Below are 22,559 nucleotides of genomic sequence, written 5' to 3' on the forward strand. Positions count from 1 at the left end.
ACATGAAGGTGCGACGAGCGACGATAGCGAAGATACTGGCAGCGGTCTTCGTGTTCAACCTGGTGGTGATGGCCGGGGGCGCCTGGCTGGCCTACCAGGAGGCGCCGCCCATCCCCGAGGAGGTCGTCGGGCCCGACGGCGAGACGGTGATGACCGGGACGGACATCCGCGAGGGCAAGAAGGCCTTCCAGCGCGACGGCCTGATGAACCACGGGTCGATACTCGGCAACGGCGCCTACTACGGCGCCGACTACACCGCGGACACGCTCGACCTGAAGGTCGAGTACATGCGGGACTACTACGCCCGCGAGCGCTACGGCGCCGAGTACGCCGACCTCGACTCCGCCGAGCAGGCCGCGGTCGGCGACGACGTCGAGCAGGACCTCGACGAGTCCTATCAGGGCGGCGCCATCGAGTACTCCGCCGCCGAGGTGTACGCCCACGAGCAGATCCGCGAGGAGTACGTCGAGCGCTACCACGAGGGCGACCACGCCCGCGGGGTCCCGGTCGACATGATCGACGACGAGACCGAGGCCCGCCAGTTCGCGGACTTCGCGCTGTGGACGGCGTGGTTCTCCCACACCGACCGGCCGGCGGGCGACCACTCCTACACGAACGACTGGCCCTACCAGCCCGCCGCCGGCAACGACGCCACCGCCGCCGCGATGACCTGGAGCGTCATCGCCATGGTCCTCCTGGTCGGCGCCGCCGGCGCCGGCATCTGGCTCTACAAGTCGGTCCGGCTCCCCGAGCCCTCCGCCGAGGGCATCTCCGTCCCCGAACCCGGCGACGTGAGCGTCTTCCCGAGCCAGCGGGCCGCGCTCCGCTTTATCCCGGTCGCCGCCGGGCTCTTTCTGGCGCAGGTCCTCCTCGGGGGTCTGCTCGCGCACTTCTACATCGAACGCGCCGGCTTCTTCGGCATCGAGGAGATATTCGGCGTCCACATCCTCCAGTTGCTCCCGTTCGCGCTGGCCAAGACCTGGCACATCGACCTGGGGATCCTCTGGATCGCCGCGACGTGGCTGGGCGCCGGCCTGTTCCTCCCGCCGCTGCTGACGGGCCACGAGCCGAAACGGCAGTCGACGTTCGTGAACGTCCTGCTGGGCGCGGTCGTCGTCGTCACCGTCGGCGGGATGGCGGGCATCTGGCTCGGCGCGCAGGGCTACCTCGACGGCGCGCTCTGGTGGCTGATCGGCAACGAGGGCCTGGAGTACCTCGAAGTGGGGAAGGTCTGGCAGGCGGGGCTGCTCGCCGGGTTCCTCGCCTGGGCGGTTCTCTCGATCCGCGGCCTGAAGCCCATGCTCGACAGCGAACCCGTCTACGGGCTCGCGCACATGATCCTCTATGCCGGCGGCTCCATCGCCCTGCTCTTCACCGCCGGGTTCCTCTTTACCCCCGAGACCAACATCGCCGTCACGGAGTTCTGGCGCTGGTGGGTCGTCCACATGTGGGTCGAGGGCGCTTTCGAGTTCTTCATCGTCGCCATCGTCGGCCTCACCCTGGTCTCGATGAATCTCCTCACCCGCCGCAGCGCCGAGAAGGCGGTCATGCTCCAGGCGCTGCTGGTGATGTCCACCGGCGTCATCGGCGTCTCCCACCACTACTGGTGGATCGGGATGCCCGACCTGTGGGTGCCCATCGGGAGCGTCTTCTCCACGCTGGAGCTGCTCCCGCTCGTCTTCATCCTCTACGAGGCCATCGGCCAGTACCGCGCGATGCACTCCGGGAGCGACCCGTTCCCCTACCGGCTCCCCTTTATGTTCATCGTCGCCAGCGGGTTCTGGAACTTCGTCGGCGCGGGGGTGCTGGGCTTCTTCATCAACCTCCCGCTGATCAACTACTACGAGCACGGCACCTACCTCACGGTCGGCCACGCCCACGCCGCGATGTTCGGCGCGTTCGGCTTCCTCGCGCTGGGGATGGTCACCTACATGCTCCGGATCGCCATCCGGCCCGGGCGCTGGGACGGCTCCTGGCTGCGCGGAGCCTTCTGGCTGTGGAACGTCGGCCTCGCGCTGATGGTGTTCGTCTCCGTGCTCCCGGTCGGGTTCCTCCAGCTGGAGGCCATCTTCACCGCCAGCTACGACGCCGGCCGCAGCCTCGCCTTCTACGAGCGACCCATCGTCCAGACGCTGTTCTGGGCGCGCCTGCCCGGCGACACGATGATCATCGCCGGGACCGCGCTGTACGCCGCCGACCTGGTGCGCAAGCGGTTCGTCCTCCGGGCGACGGAGGACGACCCCGACGTCGAGGACATGGCCGTCGCCGAGGGCGTGCTGGGCGACGACTGAGACGGGCTGTCGTGGCCGTTTCACAGTCGTTTCCGGATCCCGTTGCCTGCGACATCCGATCGACGCCGGCTATCCCGACGACGACCCGCGTAGCCGGTCCCGTCCCGGGAATCGACCGTGATACTCGCGACGCAACTGTCACGAACGAACACGCACGAATGTCGTCCCGTTATCAGTACGTGTATTCGGGGGGTCAGGGATAAGAACGCCCTCGTGGGACTCATCGCTACCGATGAATCTGGAGGCGGGACGGGCGGTCGGAGAACACTACAGCCTGCGTATCGCGGCAGCGGTCGGGCTGACGACCGTCGCGACAGTCGGGTTCGGTGCCGTGTTCGCGGCCCACGTCGCGTCCGCGGGAACGGCGGCGGCGGGCCTCTCCGGCATCGCCGGGACGCTGTTCGTACTCGTGTTGAACCTCGGGCTGCTGGCGATCGTGCTGGGCGGCAACGCGGCGGTGGCGCTCCGGCGGCTGACCGACGCGGCCGAGGCGGTCGAGGACGGCGACCTCGACGCGACCGCCGACGTGGACCGCGCGGACGAGTTCGGCGAACTCGCGGACGCGTTCGACAGCATGCGGCGGTCGCTGGACGAGGCCTTCGACGAGTCGGAGACGGCTCGCCGGGAGGCCGAGCAGGCCCGGGCGGACGCCGAGCGAGCGCGGGAGGACGCCGAGGCGCTCAACGAGGAACTGCTCGCCCACGCCGAGCGGATCGGCGACGCGATGACCGCCGCCGCCGAGGGCGACTTCACGCGCGAGCTCGCGGCGGAGACGGATGTCGACGCCGTCGACCGGATCGCCGTCGCCTACGACGAGATGGCCGCCGGTCTCTCCGGCACCGTCGAGGAGATCCGCACCTTCGCCGAGCGCGTCGAGGCGTCGAGCACGACGGTCGCCGCCGAGTCGGCGGAGGTCCAGGAGCTCAACGAGCGGCTGGCCGACGACATCCGCGAGCTGGCGACCGACCTCGAAGACCAGGCCGAACAGCTCGAGAGCGCGGTCGCGGAGGTCGACGACCTCTCGGCGACCATCGAGGAGGTCGCCGCGACGACCGACGAGATCGCCGACCAGGCCGCCGAGGCCTCGGACGTTGGCGCCACCGGCGCAGAGCGCGCCGACGAGGCCATCGACGCGATCCGGACCGTCGAGACGACGGTCGACGAGCTCGACCGGCTGGTCACCGAGCTCGACGACCGGATGGACGACGTGGCCGCCACGACGGGGATCATCGACGACATCGCCGAGCAGACGAACATCCTCGCGCTGAACGCCAACATCGAGGCCTCCCACGCCGACGCCGGCGGCGACGGGTTCGCCGTCGTCGCCGACGAGGTGAAACAGCTCGCCGAGGAGACCCAGGACGCCATCGACGAGATCGAGGCCATCGTCGCGGGCGCGCGGGCCGACGTCGACGACGTGACCGACGAGATGGACCGGACGCGCGACCGGATCGACGCGAGCGTCGACACGGTGACCGGCGTCGGGGACACGCTCGACTCGCTGACCGACACGGTCGACGATGTCGACGCCGCGATGGGCGAGATCGCCCGCGCCACCGACGACGGCGCCGCCGCGACGGAGGAGGTCGCCGCGACCGTCGACTCCGTCGGCGAGGTCGCCCGCCGCGTCGCTGACCGCTCGCACGAGCTGGCCGACACCGCCGCCGAGACGGCGGGGACGATGGCCGACGTGCGCGAGCGCGCCGACGACCTCACCTCGCGGACGGACGCGCTGCTCGACCGCCTCGCCGAGTTCGAGACGCGGGGGGACGCGGGGGCGAGCGGCGACGGTCCGAGCCCGGGCGCCGCCTCGCTCGCGGGGGGCGACGATGATTGAGCTGTCGACGGTCTACGCGGTCGCCGCGGCCGGGTACGCCCTCGCCGCGCTCGGCCTGGTCGCCTGGCTCCGCCGCCTCCCGCGCGACCGGCGCACGTACTGTTACCCCGCGGTGGCCGCGGTCGGCGTCTCGGCCGTGACGACCGCGCTATCGCTCGCCGGCGTGGGCGTCGTCGCCCTCGGCGGAGCGTCCCTGGACATCCCGAGCGTGCTGGACGACCTGATCGCCTACCCCTTGCTCTGGGCGGTCGCGGCGCTGCTCGCCGACGAATCGCGCCGGACGGTCGGCGTCTTCGTGGCCGTCCCGGCGGTTCAGGTCGTCGCGTTCAACGTCGCGTCGGTCGTCGGCGGCGCCGTCGGGATCGTCGGTATCCTCGTCGTCATCGGCGGCCACGTGCTGCTGGCGTACCTGCTGTTCGGTCCGGTCTGGGAGCGCGCCCGGCGGCTCCCCGACCGCCGGCGGCTCCTGCACTGGAAGGCCCGGAACCTCCTCCTGTTCCTGATCGGGATGCTCATCGTCTTCGCGCTGCTCGGCGTCGCGGGCGTCTTCGACACCTACGTCTCCGGCGTCCTCGGGGAGTACGTCGGCGCGCTGATCCGCGTCGGGTTCGCGGGCTTCCTGTTCGCCAACGTCGACGCGGTCGTCGCCACGGGCGAGGGCAGCGGCCCGCTCGACCGCCTGTCCCCGTCGGACGGCGACGCGGCCGCCGTCGACGGCACCCCGAGCGGCGATTAGGTGCCGTATAACCGCGATTTTCGGAACGGGACCCGCCGAATCGACTGCATAACGATAGTGGTCGGCCGCGGATCCCCGGCTATGCCGACGCCCGCCCGTCGGGACCGACCGCTCGCCCGACCGTCGCTGTCGGAGACCCAGTCGCGACTGCTCGCGTACCTGCTGGAGCGCGTCGACGGGACCGCCTACCTGAAGGCGAAGTACGTCGCCGACGATCTCGACCTCTCCAGCAAGGAGGTCGGGATCAACATGGGCATCCTCGCCGACCGGGCCGACGACGTGACGATCGAACAGTGGGGCCGCTCGTCGAGCACGACCTGGAAGGTCAGCGCCCGGGACTGAGGACCTGGCGACCGCGGGTCGTCGGGTCGGCCCGGCACCGAACCTTCAAAGAGGGTGCCGCCGCGAGAGTCGGGCAATGAGCGACGACGCGGCCGACCCGTCAGCCGACAACCCTTACTTCGCCGAGCCACCGACCGATTACGACCCGGTCGAGGAGCTGTCCGAGGCCGACGCCGAAGCCCAGGCCGAGCGGCTCCGCGAGGCGATCCGGTACCACGACCACCGCTACTACGTCGAGAACGATCCAGTCATCGACGACCGGACGTACGACGCGCTCTTTTCGCGCCTGCGGGACCTGGAGGAGAAGTTCGACCTGCAGACCGAGGACAGCCCTACCCAGCGAGTGGGCGGGGCGCCCCGCGACGAACTCCCCGACGTGGAGCACGTCGCGCCGATGCGCTCCATCGACCAGGGCGGCGACGCCGAGGAGGTCCGCGAGTTCGACCGCCGCGTCCGCGAGGGGCTCGACTCGGCCGACTGGGCGGGGGAGATCGCGTACTACTGCGAGCCGAAGTTCGACGGCCTCTCCGTCGAGGTCGTCTACGAGGACGGCGTCTTCCAGCGGGCGGCCACCCGCGGCGACGGCGAGGTCGGCGACGACGTGACCGCGAACGTCCGCACCATCCCCAGCGTCCCCCAACGGTTGCGGGGCGACCACCCCGACTTCCTCGCGGTGCGGGGCGAGGTGTACATGCCCAGACCCGCCTTCCAGGCGTACAACCGCGAACTCGTCGAGCGGGGCGACGACCCCTTCGCCAACCCCCGCAACGCCGCCGCCGGCACCCTCCGGCAGCTGGATCCGTCCGTGACGGCGGAGCGACCGCTCTCTATCTTCTTCTTCGACGTGCTGGCGGGCGCCGAGTTCGACACCCGCTGGGAGATGCACGAGACGTTCCCCGAGTGGGGCCTGCGCGTCTGCGAGAAGACCGAACTCGTCGACGACGTCGAGGCTGCCGTCGACTACCGCGACGCCCGGCTGGCCGAACGCGACGACCTCGACTACGAGATCGACGGCGTCGTGATCTCCGTGAACGACACCGACGCCTGCGACGAACTCGGGACCACCTCGCGGGCGCCCCGCTGGGCGTTCGCCTACAAGTTCCCCGCCCGCAGCGAGCACACGACGGTCCGGGACGTGGTCGTCCAGGTCGGCCGGACCGGCCGGCTGACCCCCGTCGCGCTGCTCGACCCCGTCGAGGTCGGCGGCGTCACGGTCTCGCGGGCCTCCCTGCACAACCCCGCCGAGATCGAGCGCCTGGGCGTCGACGTGGGCGACGAGGTGCGCGTCCGCCGCGCGGGCGACGTGATCCCCGAGGTCGCCGAGGTGACCGACCCCGCCGGCGACGGTCACTTCGCGTTCCCCGACGAGTGCCCTGTCTGCGGCAGCGCCGTCGAGCGCGACGGACCGATGGCCTTCTGCTCGGGCGGGCTCGGCTGTCCCGGTCAGCGCGAGCGGTCGGTCCAGCACTACGCCTCCCGCAAGGGGCTGGACATCGAGGGCGTCGGCGAGGAGCGCGTCCAGCAGCTGCTCGACGCCGGCCTCGTCGACGACGTGGCCGACCTCTACGAGCTGACCGTCGACGACCTGACCGACCTGGAGGGGTGGGGGGCGAAGAGCGCCGAGAACCTGGTCGGCGAACTCGACGACGCCCGCGAACCGCCGCTGGCGGACTTCCTCACCGCAATCGGCATCCCCGAGGTCGGCGAGACGGTCGCGGCGTCGCTCGCCCGCCACTTCGGCACCTTCGAGGCGGTCCGGGAGGCCTCCGGGGACGACCTGCAGGCCGTCGAGGACGTGGGACCGACCGTCGCGGCGGAGATCCGGGACTTCTTCGACAGCGAGGCCAACCGGGACGTGCTCGACCGCCTCCTGGAGCACGTCGACCCCCAGGAGGCCGAGACGGAGACCGGCGACGCCCTGGAGGGACTGACCTTCGTCTTCACCGGCTCGCTGGACGGCTACACCCGCAGCGAGGCCCAGGACCTCGTCGAACGGGCGGGCGGCTCGGCGACGAGTTCGGTGTCGAGTAATACCGACTTCCTCGTCCTCGGGTCGAATCCCGGCCAGACCAAGCAGGACGACGCCGCCGAACACGACGTGCCGACGCTCGACGGGGTCGACGAGTTCGAGGCGAAACTGCGGGAGCACGGCGTCGCGGTCGAGGAGTAAAGTCGCAGTGGCGCGCGACGGCTACAGGTCGACGCGGTCGAACGTGTAGTAGCTGACGGCGGCGGCGAGGCCGATCCAGAGGAAGAGGCTCACGAAGACAGCGGGGTCGGAGAAGTAGACCGGGACCGACGAGCCGGCGCTCTCGCAGACGGTCTGGTTGCCGAACATGGTCCGGCGGACCGAGGGGCTCCCGTTGAGCACGTCCCCGCAGATGGTCTGCATGGCCTCGGGGCCCTGCTGGAACATGTTGAACCGGGCGGTCATCGGGGCGTCGATGCCCTCGCCGCCGAGGATCCGCGACCGGGTCAGCGTCTTGTACGCCTGGGTCGGGCTCAGCAGCTTGACGAACAGGACGACCTGCCAGCGCAAGGCCCCCTCCACGCCCGCGTAGTTGGCCAGCACGTCGCCGACGGAGTTGGCCAGCGAGTTCCAGCCGAAGGAGAGATAGAAGTAGACGATGCCGGCGCCGGCCAGCGACCGGAGGTTCGTCGCCATCGCGCCGGAGATGCTGACGAAGAAGGCGACCATCACCAGCGTGAAGGCGAGCGTGAAGAGCACGAACCAGCCGAACGCGTCGACCTTGAACGCGAACGGCGACAGCGCGAAGAAGGCGCCGGTGACCGCGAGCGCGGCCAGCAGCGGGACGCCCACGACGGCGCTCCGGCCGACCACCTTCCCCACGATCACGTCACGTCGGGAGAACGGCAACGAGAGCAGCACCTTCAGCGACCCGCTCGTGCGCTCGTCGGAGACGGCCGCGTACGTCGCGAAGATCACGACGATGGGGACCAGCAGCGTGACGATACTGAGGTACGACTGCGAGATGGCCGCCTGCAGGCCGAAGTCCTCCAGGCTCGGCGGCACCTGCTGGGCGTTGCGCAGGTCCCACCAGTTGAGCGCGGCCGGCATGACGAACAGCGCCGTGAAGAGGAAGGATAGGACCCACAGCCCCTTCGACCGGATGGCGTCGCGGAACTCCTTCTTCGCGACGGGGTACCAGTCGAAGGTATCCCGGAGCGCACCGTCCAGTCCGCCGCTCCCGCCCGCGTCGCCCGATGCGGTGTCGGTGCTCATCGCTCGTCACCCCCCTCGGCCGCGGCGTCGTCCGCCGTACTGTCACCGCTCCCGGCGTCGTCGTCCGTCGGCGTGCCCTCACCGCTCCCGTCGTCCGCCGCACCCTCACCGCTCCCGTCGTCCGCCGCACCCTCACCGCTCCCGTCGTCCGCCGCACCCTCACCGCTCCCGTCGTCCGCCGCACCCTCGCCGCTCCCGTCGGCGGTCGCCTCGGGCGCGGGCCCCTCGTCGGTGTAGGCGGCGAACAGATCCTCCAGCGACGCCTCCTCGGTCTCGAAGTCGTCGACCGGGACGCCGGCGTCCTCGATGGCGGTGAGGACGGCCATCTTCGCGTCGCTGTCGACGGACACGACCAGGTCGTCGCCCTCGACGGTCGCGCCCTCGACCGCGTCGACCCCGCGGGCGGCGTCGGCGGCGGTCTCCAGGTCCGCGGGCTCGACGCTGACGACCAGCCGCGTCCCGGTGTCGGTCGCCTCGCGCAGCCCCTCGACGGTGTCGACCGCGACCACCGCGCCGTCCTGCAGGATGGCGACCCGGTCGCAGACCGACTCGACCTGCCCGAGGATGTGGCTGGAGAAGAAGACGGTCGCGCCGCGCTCGTTCTCCTCGCGGACGATCTGTCGCATCAGGCGCGCGCCGTTGGGGTCCAGCCCCGAGGACGGCTCGTCGAGGATCAGCAGGTCGGGCTCGCCGACCAGCGCCATCCCCAGCGCGAGCCGCTGGGCCATCCCCCGGGAGTAGCCCTCGACCTTCCGGTCCAGGTCGTCGCGGTCGAGACCGACCCGCTCGGCGATGGCCTCGGGGTCGGGGTCGGCGCGCTTGGCCTCGGCGACGAACTCGAGGTGGTGGCGGCCGGTCAGCCGGTCGTAGAGGTCGTACCCCTCCGGGAGCACCCCCAGCCGCTCCCGGATGGTCTCCGATTCCTCGCGGGCGTCGAGGCCGAGCACCTCCGCCGATCCGGCGGTCGGCCGGACGAAATCGAGGAGGATGTCGATCGTCGTCGTCTTGCCGGCGCCGTTGGGCCCCAGGAACCCGAAGACTTCCCCGTCCTCGACGGTCATGTCGACCCCCCGCAAGGCGGTGACGTCGTCGAACCGCTTCGTCACGCCGTCGAGTTCGATGGCTGGCATGGCCGGGCCTTTCGCGCCCTCCGATTTAGGTTTTCATACATGCCTCTCGGGGTTGCGACCGCCCGCGAGCCGGCTCGCGCGGCCCGGCCAGCGGCGGCGACCGCGCCGTCCCCCGCAGCCGGGTCAGACCTCGTCGTCGGGGTCGTGTTGCTCGGCCATCGACTGGGCCTGGGTCGCGTAGCGCTCCCGCTCGTCGGGGTCGGGCGTCGGCTCCAGCTTCTCGGGGTCGACGTCGACGGCCGCCGTCGTCGGCTTGCGCGACAGCAGCTGGAAGGACAGCTGCTTGGTGAGCTGGCGCTGCCCGTCCGGGGTCGCGTACACCAGCGTGACGAGGTTCTCGTCGCGGGAGATCCGGTCGACCAGCCAGCACCTGACCGTGTCGTCGCTCATGTCACCCACTGGAGCGCGCGCGGGTTTGTACCCAGCGGATCGGGCAGTGGCGGCGGACGCGACTGGTTGGTAGCGGATGCGTGAGGGCGACACACTCCGCGTCCGCCGCGGCGTCACGTCCACGAGCGCCGGCGGAACCAGACCGGCGCCGTCCGCTCGGCGCACTCGCGGCGCGCGATCGCCACGCCGATGGCGTGCTCGACCAGCAGCGCGGCGACCAGCACGGCGAACCCGACGGTCCCGGGGGCGAGCCCGGCGGCCGCGGCGAGGTCGGCGAGGGAGCCGGCGCTCGCGAGTCCCGTCTCCAGGGCGAGCCAGGCGGTCGCCCCGGCGGCGGTGACGAGGCTGTAGCCGACAGTCCGCACGTCGAACAGCCGCGACCCCGGTGGGACCCCGCGCAGCGCGTCGATCTCGGCGGTGTGCTGGGCCGCGAGCGCGACGGCGAAGGCGACGCCGCCGACGAACAGGCCGCGCGCGCCGCCGAGCGCGGCGACGACGGCCAGCCACCCCGTCCAGAGGGCCGCCTCGCTGACGCTGACCGCGAGCGTCCGCCCGAGCGGGAACCCGACCGCGGGCCCGTTGACCGCCAGGTCGACGAGGAACTGCCCGACGAGGAGCGCGGCGGCGAGCGCGACGGCGCCGACGACGGCCTCGCGTGACCTGGGGCTCGCGCCGGCGAGCAGCGCCAGCCACACCGACAGCGCCGCCGCCTCGACGCCGGTGACGCCGACGACCAGCGCCCAGCGACAGGCCGCCGCCACCCGGTCCGAGCGGAGGGCGTCGAACATGCGTCGCGCTCGCGCGGACTCCCACGTAGTAATGCTGTGCCTGTCACCCCGAAACCCGGACCTGTCCGATCGAAACCCGAACCTGTCGGGGAGAAACCCGCGCTTTGTCGCCCGAAACGGTCCCTTTGTCGCCCGAAGCGTCGACTCTTTCGCCCGCGTATCACGCGAGATACTCCGGGCCACAGTTTCAAGACCGAGCGAGCGACACGGGAACGTATGTCCCGACTCCGCGGGTTGCTCGGCGGTTTCGGGGGGACGGGTGGCCGCCGGTGGGCCGGGTCGGCCGAGGACCTGCTGTACGACGGGGAGACGGTCCGCGAGCGGGTCGAACTCGCCGACGGCAACCGCGTCGTCGTCACGACCCACCGCTTGCTCGCGTTCACACCCGACAGCGACGGGGAGAACTACCGCGCGGTCGAGCTACCCAACGTCGCGGACGTGCGCGCCGGCCACGAGGGCGAAACCAACCTCCGCGGGCTGGGCGTCCGGCTCGGCGCCTACGGCGCCGTCCTGCTGGCGGTCGGGGTGTTCGTCGACTTCGGGTCGTTCGTCCCGACCGACGCCTTCGCCGGCGCGGGCGCCGGCCGGCTCGGGATGGGCGGGCTGCTCGCGACGCTCCAGCGGTTCCTCTCGCTGCTCGCGGGCGCCGACGAGTTCGCACGACTGGTCGGCTCCGCTCTCGTGCTGTTCGCCGTCTTCGTCGCCGGCGTCTACCTGCTCACCCGCGACCGCGTGCTGGAGATCGCCGTCGCCGGGGACGGCGACCCGATCCGCGTGCCGGCAGACGCCGAGGCGCTCGACGGCGCCGTCGCCGACCTGGAGGTAGTCCTGTTCGGGGACGGAGCGGCCGGAGCCGGCACGGCGGAGGACGCCGGCGTCCAGGAGACGCCCCCCGGAGAGGGTTCTACACCCCCCGGCGACGCGGACCCGCTGGCCGGCGACGCTGGATCCCCGGCCCCGGACGCCGATACCGAAGTCGACCGCGCCGTCCGCGAGACGAGCCAGACCGACTTCTCCGAGGCGGTCGACGAGGTGATGGGGCCCGGCGACGACGAACCGACCGAGTGACCGGCCGCGGGACGGCGACGACGGGCGACCGACCCGCGGACGCAGGGTTCAAATCCGCCGAGTCGCTACCGACTGGCGATGGATCCCGACTCGGTCCGGGACCGGGCCGGCGACCTGCCCGCCGAGCCCGGCGTCTACCAGTTCCTCGCCCGGGAGTCGCGCGGACGGGGCGCGAGCGGCGGTGACGCCGGCGGGGCGGACGACACTGCCGCGACCGAGGTCGGCGACGGCGCGGCGGACGGCGACTCGACGGGGACCGGTCCCGGCGAAGCCGACGCCGACCTCGCCGAGACCGACTCCTACGAGCGAGTGCTCTACGTCGGGAAGGCGGTGGCCCTGCGCGACCGGGTGCGCTCCTACGCCGACCCCCGAAGCGAGCGCATCCGGCGGATGGTCGCCGAGGCCGAGTCCGTCGAGGTGGCGGTCACCGACACGGAGACCCAGGCGCTGCTGCTGGAGGCGAACCTCATCAAGCGCCACCGGCCCCGCTACAACGTCCGGCTGAAAGACGACAAGTCCTACCCGCTGGTGCAGCTGACCGCCCACGAGTTCCCGCGGGTCGAGATCACCCGCGACCCCGACCCCGGCGCGACCGTCTTCGGCCCGTTCACCGACAAGGGCCGGCTGGAGACGGTCGTCAAGGCCGTCCGCGAGACCTACGGGCTCCGGGGGTGTTCGGACCACAAGTTCGCCAACCGCGACCGCCCGTGTCTCGACCACGACATCGGCCTCTGCTCGGGTCCCTGCGTCCCCGAGACGGACGTGGACCGGGAGGCGTACGTGGCCGACGTGGAAGCGGTCGAGCGGTTCTTCGAGGGCGAGACGGGGGCGCTCGCGGACCCGATCCGCCGGGAGATGGAGGCCGCGGCGGGCGACCAGCAGTTCGAGCGGGCGGCGAACCTCCGGGACCGGCTGGACGCGGTCGAGGCGATCCACGGGGAGGCCGGCGATGCCGTCGCCAGCGAGGGCCGCCACGAGGAGCCCGACGCCGAGCGCGAGCGGACGGTCGACGTGCTCGGCGTCGCCGTCGAGGGCGAGCGGGCGACCGTCGCCCGGCTCCACAGCGAGGACGGCAAGCTCGTCGACCGCGAGCGCCACACGCTCGACGCGCCCGAGGGCGAGCGGGCGGGGGCGGTGCTGGCCGCCTTCATCCCGCAGTTCTACGCCGAGCGCGAGCTGCCCGACGCTGTCCTCTGCTCGGACCACCCGGACGACGCCGACCTGGAAGCCTGGCTCGAACGGGAGGGCGTCGCGCTGCGGGTGCCCGGCGCCGGCCGCGAGGCGACGCTGGTCGACCTGGCGCTGAAAAACGCCCGCCGCAGGGACCGCCGCGACGACGAGGGGCGGGCGCTCGCGGACGCGCTCGGCCTCGACGCGCGGGTCGAACGGATCGAGGGGTTCGACGTGAGTCACGCGCAGGGGAACGCCGCCGTCGGGAGCGACGTGACCTTCGTCGACGGCGAGCCCGAGAAGTCCGACTACCGCCGGAAGAAGCTCGACGACGAGAACGACGACTACGCGAACATGCGGTCGCTGGTGCGCTGGCGCGCGGACCGGGCCGTCGAGGGTCGCGACGAACGGCCCGACCCGGACCTGCTACTCATCGACGGCGGCGAGGGGCAACTCGGCGCGGCGCGCGACGCCCTCGACGCCACCGGGTGGGACGTGCCCGCGGTCGCGCTCGCGAAGGACGAGGAGCTCGTGGTGACGCCGGCGGGCGTCTACGACTGGCCCGACGACGCCGGCCACCTCCACCTCCTCCAGCGCGCCCGCGACGAGGCCCACCGCTTCGCCGTCCAGTACCACCAGACGCTGCGGGACGACGTGTCCACGGTGCTCGACGACATCGACGGGGTCGGACCGGAGACCCGGAAACGGCTGCTCCGGCGGTTCGGCAGCGTCGAGAACGTCCGGTCGGCCTCCCGTGAGGAACTGGAGAGCGTCGACGGCGTCGGCGCCAAGACCGCCGCGACGCTGGCCGAGCGGTTGTAGGCGCCGGCGAGCCGTTCCCCGTTACAGGCGGCGACACGTTTTATTAGGCCGCCGCGGGAACTGTCAACCGAACGGCTATGTCCCGAACTGATCCCGGTTCAGGTCCCCTCCCCGGTTCGCTCCCGCGGACCTGGCAGTACGCCCTCGTCGGGGGCGTGGTGTCGATGCCGCTCACGCTGGCCGCCTACTGGCGTTCCGGGGCGAACAACCACTTCTCGTTCAACATGGTCGTCGTCGGCGGCCTGATCGCCGGCTTCCTCGCCCGTCGGTACTCGGCCGACGTGAGCGCCGCGAGTCTCGGAGCCGGCGTGATCGGCGGCCTCGCCGGCTACGTCTGGATCGCCCCCACGATGCTCACCACCGCCGAGAGTTTCGCCGACGCGTGGTCGTTCGCACCCGTGAAACCGCTGCTGGTCGTCGTCTTCAGCGCCGTCGTCCTCGGTATCGCCGGGATCGCGGGTCTCGTCGGCGGCCACGTCGGCGCCTGGCTCTGCAGGAAGACCGGCCAGGAACGGACCGTCGCCGCGAGCGGGTGATCCGGACGGAGATCGTGTCCGCGGACGAGCGCGCCCGCGATAGCCTCGCCCACTGCGCCGGCCCGGATCGGCCGGTAAGTTCACGCTACCCCCGAAATCGGCGGGTAACTATCGGCGCGAGCGCCGACCGACCGTCCATGGCGTACCGAACGACCATCGGGTGGTCGCTCATCACGTCCGGCGTCGTCACGCTCCTGCTCGAATACCTCCCGTACCCCTCCGTCTACTGGGGGATCGGCCTGCTCGTCCTCGGGATCCTGGTCTTCGTGACGCGCCGGATCTACTGACGGTCCCGGCCTGCGAGCCAACCGACCGGCTCGACCCAACGGGGCCGCCGGTCACCCCGACGCGGCGGAGCGACCGCCGCGGGGTCGGGCCTATCCGGAACAGTCAACGGGCCGCCCCCCGTGGGACCGGATATCGTGACCGACGCATCCCCGACCGACGACGACCGCCCGCCCACCGACGACCAGCCGCCGGAGGCTATCGCCGCCGCGGCGCCGGAACGGTCCGTCGCCGAGGCCGAGCGAGCGGACGCCGCCGACCCCGTCTACGCCGTCGGGATCGGCCCCGGGAACCCGGAGTATCTCACCCCCCGCGGGGAGCGGGCGATCCGCGAGGCCGACGCGGTCGTCGGCTTCGAGACGGTCGTCGACCGCGTGCGCGACCGGATCGACGGGGAAGTCCTCGCCTGCGGGTACGACGACCAGGGCGAGACCCTGGCGGCGTTCGCCGACCGGGTCGCCGACGGCGCCGCGGGGACCGCGGTGCTGATGGGCGACCCGAACTTCTCGGGCTACCAGTTCCTCGGCCGCGTCGAGCGAGCCGTCGACCGTCCAGTCCGGGTGATCCCCGGCATCTCCTCGCTCCAGCTTGCGGCGAGCCGCGCCCGGACCCCGATGGAGGATTCGACGTTCGTCACGCTGCACAAGCGCGGCGAGCTGACCGCCGACCGCGAGCGGCTGCGGGCTGACGCCGGGGAGCGCCACCTGCTCGTCCTCCCGCGGCCGTACGACCTGATGCCGGGGGACATCGCGGCCGGCCTGCTCGACGCCGGCGCCAGCGAGTCGCTGACCGCGCTGGTCTACGAGCGACTCACCCACGACGACGAGGCGGTGACCCGGACCGCGCTCGGCGAACTGGCGGGCCACGCCGGCGGGGACGGTCCCGACGACACCCCGTTCTCGGACCTGTCGGTGCTGGTGGTCCGGGCCGATGACCAGGGGGCGACGCCGTGAGGGGATTCGTCCTCGCCGGGACCAGTTCCGGCGTCGGGAAGACCGTCGCGACGCTCGCCGTGATCCGCGCGCTGGAGCGGGCAGGCCTCGACGTGCAACCCGCCAAGGCCGGGCCGGACTTCATCGACCCGAGCCACCACGAGCGGGTCGCGGGCCGCCCCTCGCGGACGCTCGACCGCTGGCTCCAGGGCGAAGCGGGCCTCCGGCGCAACTACTGCCGCGGCGAGGGGGACGTGTGCGTCGTCGAGGGCGTCATGGGCCTGTACGACGGTGACGGCTCCTCGACGGCGATGGTCGCCGAGACGCTCGACCTGCCGGTCGTCCTCGTCGTCGACGCGAAGGCCGGGATGGAGAGCGTCGCGGCCACGGCGCTGGGCTTTCGGGAGTACGCCGCCCGCGCCGGCCGCGACATCGACGTGGCGGGCGTGCTCGCCCAGCGCGCCCACGGCGGCCGCCACGCCGAGGGGATCCGCGAGGCGTTGCCGGACGAACTCGACTACTTCGGGCGGATCGCGCCGGACGACGCCCTCGAAATCCCGGACCGTCACCTCGGCCTCCACATGGGCGAGGAGTCGCCGCTCGACGACGAGGCGCTGGACGCCGCCGCAGACCACCTCCGCGGCGACCGGCTGCGCGGAGTGGCCCGGGAGCCAGCAGAACCCGAATCCGAGCCCGCGGTCGACTCGTCGGCGGGTGCCGCCGTTACACCGGCCGGATCGACGCCCGACGGCGAGGACGGCCGCCCCCGCGTCGCCGTCGCTCGCGACGACGCCTTCCGGTTCGTCTACCCGGCGACGCTCGAACGGATCCGCGAGCGGGGCGAACTCGTCCCGTTCGCGCCAGCCGACGGCGAGGACCTGCCCGACTGCGACGGCGTCTACCTCCCCGGCGGCTACCCCGAGAACCACGCCGCCGATCTCGCCGCCAGCCCCGCGCTCGACACGCTGGCCGACCGCGCCGCCGACGGCCTCCCGGTGTTCGGCGAGTGCGGCGGGCTGATGGCGCTGGCGGAGTCGCTGACGACGACCGACGGCGAGACGCACGCGATGGCCGGCGTCCTCCCCGCCGACGTGACGATGCACGACCGCTACCAGGCGCTGGACCACGTGGAACTCCGCGCACGCGAGGACACGCTGACTGCTGCTTCGGGCGAGCACCGCCGCGGCCACGAGTTCCACTACTCGACGGCCGACCCCGCAGGGGACACCCGCTTCGCGTTCGACGTGGAACGGGGCGACGGCATCGCCGACGGCCGCGACGGCCTCACCGAGTACCGGACGCTCGGCACCTACTGCCACTGCCACCCCGAGAGCGGCGCTATCGACGCGTTTCTCGACGGGCTGTAGCCCCGGCCCGGTCAGCCCCGCTCGCTGCGCGACGGGAGTTGTATATCGCGGATGCTGGTTTATCGACTCCGACAGTGCTCTCCCCCCTGGACACCAGGTCCGCCGATATTCCGTGTTTCGACCGCGAATACGTCAATTCAGGAAGTCACCAGCCGCTATCGCGGGACGAACCCCTCGATCAGGGCCACCACGGTGGCCGGACGCTCGCGGGGCGCCCAGTGGGCGCAGTCGTCCAGCAGGTGGAACTCGCTGTCCGGGATGCGGGCGGCCGCCCGCTCGCTCCAGCGGTGGGGGAACACCTCGTCGTGCTCGCCGTGGAGCAGCAGCGTCGGGGTGTCGAGGCCGTCCAGCCGGTCGGTGAAGTCCGTGCGGTAGCCGTCGGGACCGACCTCCGCCGCCCGGAAGCTCCGGTAGGCCTTCCCGACGCCGGGGCGCTTGACCTCCGCCCAGACGGCGTCGACGGCGTCGACCGAGAGGCTGTCGGTGTCGTGGACGATGTTCCCGAGGCTGGCCTCCGTGAAGCCGCGGCTCCGTCGCATGAGTGCGATCGCGAGCTTGTTCGTCAGCCCCTGTTTCGCGAGCAGGCGCGTCAGTTGGCCGTTGGCGAGTTCCCGGCCGAGCCCGTAGCTGTCGAGCAGGACGAGCCGGTCGACCCGCTCGGGTGACTGGAGCGCGAATCCCAGCGCCGCGCCGCCGCCCATCGAGATGCCGGCGACCGCAGGCTCGTCGAGGCCGACCGTCGCGACGAACCCCTCGACCACGTCGACGTGGGTGTCGAGCGAGTAGGTCACGTCGGGCTTGGCGCTGCGGCCGTAGCCCAGGAGGTCGGGCGCGACCACCCGGTACTCGCGGGCGAGCGGCTCGACGACCGCGCCCCAGCTCACCGCCGCAGCGTCGATGATCCCGCCGTGCAACAGCACCAGCGGCGGGTCCGCCGGGTCGCCGGCGGCCAGGAAGTGGATCCGGTGGCCGTCGACGACGGCCGTCTCGTGACTCGCCTCGACCATACCGGCCGGTCGGCGGCCGGGACAATCAATCTCGGGGCGCGATAGCGAACACGCGCGACCGGGCGGCCAGCAGCGTCGTCAGGTGGTCGCCGTCCAGCACGGTCAGGTCGGCGTCGGGCAACCGGTCGCGCAGGCGCTCGGCGTCGGCGAGGGGGACGTTCGCGTCGGCGTCGCCGTGCCACAGGCGGACCGGGACCGACACGTCCGCCGGTGAGACACCCCAGCCCTCCGCGACCCAGGCGAGCTCCGTGACTGCGCCGTTGCGCGAGCGACTGACGCCTTCGAGAAAGTCCTCGTGCACGATTTCGGTCACCTCCGGCGCGATTCCGCCGGGGTCGTCGGTGTACTGCGCGAGGACGGTCGAGGGGGCGCCGCGCGCCGCCAGCCAGGTCCCCCCGCGGAGGGCCGCCCCGAGCAAGCGGGGCGTCCCGGCGGCCAGCCGACCCAGGACGCGCTGGAGTCGCGGCGTCGCCGCGGCGACCGACGGCGGCGAGGCCCCGGAGACGAGGTCGATCCCGTCGACCAGGTCCGGCCGCCGCGCCCCGAGTGCGAGCGCGTCGGCCGCCCCACCGGAGAAGGCGACCACGCGCGCCCGCTCGACGCCGGCGTCGGCCAGGAGCGGCGCGAACCAGTCGGCCGCGTCGGTCGGCTGGCGCCCGGGCCAGCCCGTCGACCGGCCGAACCCCGGTCGGTCCGGCGCGAGCACGCGAATCTTGGCCTCGCGTGCCGCGTCGTCGACGAGGGCGCCCAGGCGCCGCGACCCCGGTGTCCCGTGGAGGAAGACGACCGGGTCGCCCTCCGCGGCCCCGTACTCGGCCCGGGCCAGCCGACGCTCGGCTGTCCCGTACTCGACCGTCCGCGTGTCGCCCCCTGGGTCGGCGACCGGCGTCGAGGCGTCGGCCCCGTCGGCGCGCCCGGCGGTGAGCGGCGAGTCACTCATCGGTCGGACGTAACGGGCCCGCACCCTCGGCCGTTGTCCCGGATCGATACGGTCTTTTATACGTGAGGCGACGGCGTAGCCGATGCGACAGGTCACCTTCGAGACGACCTACCCGCCGGACGCCGCCCATCCGCTACACCGGGAGGTGACGGCCGAGGGTCCGGTGACACGGGCGGATCTCCTGATCTGGGGGCCGACGGCCGACGTGACGACGCTGACCTGGTTCGACGCCGGTCCGCCGGCGGTCCGCGAGGTCCTCGACGCGGTCGACTCGGCGACGGAGGTACAGCTCGTCGCGGCCGACAGTGGAACCTACGCCTTCGTCCGGCAGTCGGCGTACGAGCTGCCCGACGCCGTGCTGGACGTGGTCGCCGGCTCGCGGGTGGCCTTCGTCCCGCCGGTGACCTTCCGGCCCTCGGGGACGGCCCGCTTCGAGGCCGTCGGGGAGTCCGAAGCCCTCTCCGAGTTCTACGGCGCCCTGGACGCGGTTGTCGACACCGACGTGGTGCGCGTCCGCGAGTTCCGCCGCTGGCCCGAGCCCGCGCGGCTGACCGGCCGCCAGCGGGAGGCGCTGGAGGCAGCCGTCGCGGTCGGCTACTACGACATCGAGCGGTCCGGGTCGGTCGCCGACGTGGCCGGGGAACTGGACTGCGCCCGCAGTACGGCGGGGGAGCTCCTGCGGCGGGCGGAATCGGCGGTCCTGACGGCGTTCGTCGGGGATTCCTGACTGCTTCGGAACCGCCGACGACCGGGTTCGACCGACGCTACCGCGGTCCGAACCCCGGCTCGGCGCCGCCCACCGCCCCGATTCCAGCCCACCCCGTGACCGCCTGGGCCGGGTTCACACCGACATAAATTACATGCCGCGATACAGAATCCTCCACGGGACGAGATAGAAGCGACTGGTGGAGCCGTCGAACGCCGAGAAGAGCGGCCGTTCGGTCAGTTGTCGTCGTCGTCGAGGCCGCCGCCCCAGTTCAGGGCGTCGGCCTGGTTACCGCCGGTGCCGCCGCTGCCGCCGCCGCCGAAGCGTTTGACGGCCGCGCCGAGCGCTGCGACGGCGGCGATCGCGCCCGCACCGGCGTAGGGGAGCCAGTCCGGCTCGACGTCGAACCCGTCGAGCGGGCCGCCGCCCCCGCCTCCGCCGCCGGCCCCGCTACCGGTGGTGGTCGTCGCCGGCGGCGTCGGGGCGTCGGTCGGTGTCCCCGTCGCCCCGCCCGCCCCGCCGGGTGCCGTCGTCGTCGGTCTCCCGGTCGGGGTGGCGGTCCCACCGGCGTACGCGTCGGTCGCAGTCGGTGTGTCGGTCGGCGTCGTCCCCGCCGCGTCGGTCGGTGTCGCAGTCGTTGTGTCGGTCGGCGTCGCTCCCGCCGTGTCGGTCGGCGCGGCCGTCGGTGTGTCGGTCGGCGTGGCGTCGTCCGTCGGGGTCGCCGTGGGCGTCGGCGTCTCCGTCGGCGTGGCCGTCGCCGTTGGCGTCGGCGTCTGGACGGTGTTGGGCGGGTCGAGCGCGACGATCTCGGCGCTCGCGACGTAGACGGTGTCGTTGCCGAAGGCCGCGGTCGTCCGCAGCGGCGCGGCGGTGTCGTAGGCCCACCGCCGGCTCCCGTCGGCCGCGTCGAAGGCGTAGACGCTCTCGTTCTCGCTGCCGACCGTCACGAGGTCGCCGGCGACGCCGGGTTTCGAGCGGATCGCCTCGCCGGCCTCAGCCCGCCAGCGGCGGTCGCCCCCCAGGTCGAAGGCGTGCAGCGTTCCCGCGTCGGTGCCGACGTAGACGGTGTCGCCGGCGACGGTCGGCGCCGCCCTGACGGCCCCGTCCAGCTCCGTCGACCACCGCTCGGCGGGCTCCTTGCCCGTGGCGTCGACGGCGTAGAACCGACCGTCCCGGTCGCCGACGTAGACGGTGTCGGCGCTGGCCGCGGGGGCGGCGACCGTGGTCCCGGCGCGGAAACCCCACAGCTCCTCGCCGGTCGCGGCGTCGAACGCGGAGACGACGCCGCTGGGCGAACTCGCGTAGATCCGGTCGCCGCCCGCGGCGGGGCTTGTCCCGCCGCTGTCGACGCGGCCGGTCCACCGCCGGTCGCCCTCCGCGCGGTCGATCCCGTAGAGCCGCCCCTGGGCGTCCATGGCGACGACGAGATCCCCCCAGCGGACGGGCGCGGCCGGCACCGGGTTGTCCGTCTCGACGGTCCAGCGCTCGCTCCCGTCGTCGGTCGCCAGCGCGCGGACGGTCCCGTCGCCTGCACCGAGGTAGACGCCGTCGCCGTCGGCCACCGGGCCGGTCAGGTCCGCGTCGACCTCGGAACGCCACAGCTCGCCCCCCTCTGCGGGGTCGAGGGCGTAGCAGACCCGCTCGCCGTCGGTCGTGTACAGGGCGTCGTCCGTGAGCGCGGGCGAGCCGGCCGCCGTCCCGTCGGTCTCGTAGGTCCACCGCGTCGTCACCGCGTCGAACGACCCGCGGTCGATCGCGGTCGCCGAGCCGCTCCCGAGCGCGACGTAGAGGCCGCCGACGACGGCGACAAGGTCGTTCACCACCGAGATCGAGGGGTCGTTGACCGGCAGGTTAGCCCGCCAGAGTTCGGCGCCCTCGTTCCGGCCGCCCCAGGCGTGCGCGTAGACGGTGTCCTCGGCGGTCGCGACGTAGATCACCGCGTCGGTGACGACCGGTTTGCGGCTCGCCGGCGACTCGAGGGCGACCGACCAGCGCTCGCCCCCACCGACTGCGTTCAGGGCGTAGAGCGTCCCGTCGGCCGTCGGAACGAACAGGGTATCGCGTGCGACGGCCGGGCCGCCGACGACCGCGCTCCCGAGGTCGGTTCGCCACCGGACCCTGCCGTCGACCCGGTCGATGGCGTACACCGTCCCGCCGGTGTCGCCGACGTACACGTGGTCGTCGCTGACGACCGGCGGCAGGTCCGCGGTCGGCTCGTCCGCGTCGAACTCCCAGCGCGGGCCCCCCGCCTGGGCCCCGCGGGCGACGACGGTGCCCGTCTCGGTCGCGGCGAAGACCCGCTTCGAGCCGCGCGCGGGCGCCGCCACGATCGGGTCGCCCGCGTCGAACGTCCACCTGCGGGCGCCGCCGCTACGGTCGAGCGAACAGAGCGTCCCGGCGTCCGTCCCCGCGAGGACGCGCGAATCGGTCAGCGTGACCGGCGCCGAGACGGTGCCGTCGAGCTCCGTACGCCAGTACCGTTCCTGGGAGCCCGTCCGGAGGGCCACTACGGCGGCCCCGTCGTCCATGAACGCGGTCCCGTCGGAGACGGCGGCCGCGGCCGGCGCGTCGCCCTCGCCGTCCGTCCGGTAGCGCCACCGCGTCTCCCCCGAGCCCCGGTCGAGCGCGTACAGGCTCCCGTCCGTGCTCCGGACGTAGGCGGTGACGTCGTCGAACGTCGGTTCGCCCGTCGCGCTGATCGCCCGGTCCCACCGGGCCGAGATACCGTCTCGCGGGGCGTTCGCGCTACTGTAGCCGGTGTTGCCGTCGTCGTAGGCGTACATCGGCCACCTTCGCGACGCGGCGTCGCTCGACGTGCGGTCGGTCGAGGGCTGTCCGCCGGCGACGGCGGAGAGGGTCGAACCGACCACGCCGGCCGCGGTCAGGCCGGCGAGGAAGCGCCGCCGCGTCGGTGCGGGGCGTGTCGAATCTGAGTGCGGGGTCGTATCGTCCATCCAGCGGACCTCTG

General features: G+C 72.7%; 19 protein-coding genes. 12 read left to right on the plus strand and 7 right to left on the minus strand.

Features of this window, described 5'->3' with window-relative positions:
- The first annotated feature begins 2 nt into the window (after window positions 1-2).
- The 5 genes from ACMGFG_RS01820 to ligA all read left to right on the plus strand — a co-directional run bounded on the left by ACMGFG_RS01820 (window position 3) and on the right by ligA (window position 7,376).
- Entirely contained in the window at window positions 3-2,291 is a 2,289-nt protein-coding gene (locus ACMGFG_RS01820) for a nitric-oxide reductase large subunit (RefSeq protein WP_436928643.1), read from the plus strand.
- 232 nt (window positions 2,292-2,523) lie between these two features.
- Window positions 2,524-4,128, plus strand: a complete 1,605-nt coding sequence (locus ACMGFG_RS01825) for a methyl-accepting chemotaxis protein (RefSeq protein WP_436928644.1) — start codon at window positions 2,524-2,526, stop codon at window positions 4,126-4,128.
- On the plus strand, window positions 4,121-4,864 hold the full coding sequence (locus ACMGFG_RS01830) for a rhodopsin (RefSeq protein ID WP_436928645.1): 744 nt from the start codon (window positions 4,121-4,123) through the stop codon (window positions 4,862-4,864). The genes ACMGFG_RS01825 and ACMGFG_RS01830 overlap by 8 nt, the downstream gene beginning before the upstream one ends.
- Window positions 4,865-4,945: 81 nt before the next feature.
- Window positions 4,946-5,206: a DUF7123 family protein gene (locus ACMGFG_RS01835; RefSeq protein ID WP_436928646.1), complete on the plus strand. Its 261-nt coding sequence runs from the start codon at window positions 4,946-4,948 to the stop codon at window positions 5,204-5,206.
- Window positions 5,207-5,282: 76 nt separating this feature from the next.
- Complete coding sequence (gene ligA / locus ACMGFG_RS01840; protein WP_436928647.1) at window positions 5,283-7,376, plus strand: NAD-dependent DNA ligase LigA; 2,094 nt, start codon at window positions 5,283-5,285, stop codon at window positions 7,374-7,376.
- 21 nt (window positions 7,377-7,397) lie between these two features.
- Here the strand turns inward: ligA and ACMGFG_RS01845 are convergent, their stop codons facing one another.
- From ACMGFG_RS01845 to ACMGFG_RS01860, 4 genes are all read right to left on the minus strand, one after another.
- Window positions 7,398-8,450 (minus strand): ABC transporter permease subunit, encoded by a 1,053-nt coding sequence (locus ACMGFG_RS01845; RefSeq protein WP_436928648.1) that lies wholly within the window; start codon window positions 8,448-8,450, stop codon window positions 7,398-7,400.
- A complete protein-coding gene (locus ACMGFG_RS01850; RefSeq protein WP_436928649.1) occupies window positions 8,447-9,580 on the minus strand; it encodes an ABC transporter ATP-binding protein in 1,134 nt (377 codons plus the stop codon). The genes ACMGFG_RS01845 and ACMGFG_RS01850 overlap by 4 nt, the downstream gene beginning before the upstream one ends.
- A 123-nt stretch (window positions 9,581-9,703) precedes the next feature.
- Window positions 9,704-9,970 (minus strand): DUF7967 family protein, encoded by a 267-nt coding sequence (locus tag ACMGFG_RS01855; protein ID WP_436928650.1) that lies wholly within the window; start codon window positions 9,968-9,970, stop codon window positions 9,704-9,706.
- A gap of 113 nt (window positions 9,971-10,083) precedes the next feature.
- Window positions 10,084-10,758, minus strand: a complete 675-nt coding sequence (locus ACMGFG_RS01860; protein WP_436928651.1) for a hypothetical protein — start codon at window positions 10,756-10,758, stop codon at window positions 10,084-10,086.
- A gap of 216 nt (window positions 10,759-10,974) precedes the next feature.
- On the opposite strand from ACMGFG_RS01860, the gene ACMGFG_RS01865 reads away from it, so the two are divergent.
- From ACMGFG_RS01865 to ACMGFG_RS01890, 6 genes are all read left to right on the plus strand, one after another.
- A complete protein-coding gene (locus ACMGFG_RS01865; protein WP_436928652.1) occupies window positions 10,975-11,826 on the plus strand; it encodes a hypothetical protein in 852 nt (283 codons plus the stop codon).
- 78 nt (window positions 11,827-11,904) lie between these two features.
- Window positions 11,905-13,818 (plus strand): excinuclease ABC subunit C, encoded by a 1,914-nt coding sequence (locus ACMGFG_RS01870; RefSeq protein ID WP_436928653.1) that lies wholly within the window; start codon window positions 11,905-11,907, stop codon window positions 13,816-13,818.
- A 77-nt stretch (window positions 13,819-13,895) separates the two neighbouring features.
- Window positions 13,896-14,354 (plus strand): DUF5518 domain-containing protein, encoded by a 459-nt coding sequence (locus ACMGFG_RS01875; RefSeq protein WP_436928654.1) that lies wholly within the window; start codon window positions 13,896-13,898, stop codon window positions 14,352-14,354.
- Window positions 14,355-14,491: 137 nt separating this feature from the next.
- Complete coding sequence (locus tag ACMGFG_RS01880) at window positions 14,492-14,641, plus strand: hypothetical protein (protein WP_436928655.1); 150 nt, start codon at window positions 14,492-14,494, stop codon at window positions 14,639-14,641.
- Window positions 14,642-14,776: 135 nt separating this feature from the next.
- The gene (locus tag ACMGFG_RS01885; protein WP_436928656.1) at window positions 14,777-15,592 is read left to right on the plus strand and encodes a cobalt-precorrin-7 (C(5))-methyltransferase; all 816 of its coding nucleotides are present in this window, start codon (window positions 14,777-14,779) and stop codon (window positions 15,590-15,592) included.
- Window positions 15,589-16,938: a cobyrinic acid a,c-diamide synthase gene (locus tag ACMGFG_RS01890; RefSeq protein WP_436928657.1), complete on the plus strand. Its 1,350-nt coding sequence runs from the start codon at window positions 15,589-15,591 to the stop codon at window positions 16,936-16,938. The genes ACMGFG_RS01885 and ACMGFG_RS01890 overlap by 4 nt, the downstream gene beginning before the upstream one ends.
- Before the next feature lie 155 nt (window positions 16,939-17,093).
- On the opposite strand, the gene ACMGFG_RS01895 is transcribed toward ACMGFG_RS01890, so the two are convergent.
- A complete protein-coding gene (locus ACMGFG_RS01895) occupies window positions 17,094-17,945 on the minus strand; it encodes an alpha/beta fold hydrolase (protein ID WP_436928658.1) in 852 nt (283 codons plus the stop codon).
- A gap of 25 nt (window positions 17,946-17,970) precedes the next feature.
- Window positions 17,971-18,885, minus strand: coding sequence for an alpha/beta fold hydrolase (locus ACMGFG_RS01900; protein ID WP_436928659.1), 915 nt, complete (start codon window positions 18,883-18,885; stop codon window positions 17,971-17,973).
- Window positions 18,886-18,967: 82 nt separating this feature from the next.
- Between ACMGFG_RS01900 and ACMGFG_RS01905 the strand changes: the two genes are divergently transcribed.
- The gene (locus ACMGFG_RS01905; protein WP_436928660.1) at window positions 18,968-19,612 is read left to right on the plus strand and encodes a helix-turn-helix domain-containing protein; all 645 of its coding nucleotides are present in this window, start codon (window positions 18,968-18,970) and stop codon (window positions 19,610-19,612) included.
- Between the two features lie 215 nt (window positions 19,613-19,827).
- Here ACMGFG_RS01905 and ACMGFG_RS01910 read toward each other — a convergent pair whose 3' ends face one another.
- Window positions 19,828-22,545, minus strand: coding sequence for an outer membrane protein assembly factor BamB family protein (locus tag ACMGFG_RS01910; RefSeq protein WP_436928661.1), 2,718 nt, complete (start codon window positions 22,543-22,545; stop codon window positions 19,828-19,830).
- Window positions 22,546-22,559: the final 14 nt, after the last annotated feature.

It is taken from the genome of Halosimplex halobium (genome assembly GCF_051414055.1).
GTDB lineage: Archaea > Halobacteriota > Halobacteria > Halobacteriales > Haloarculaceae > Halosimplex > Halosimplex halobium.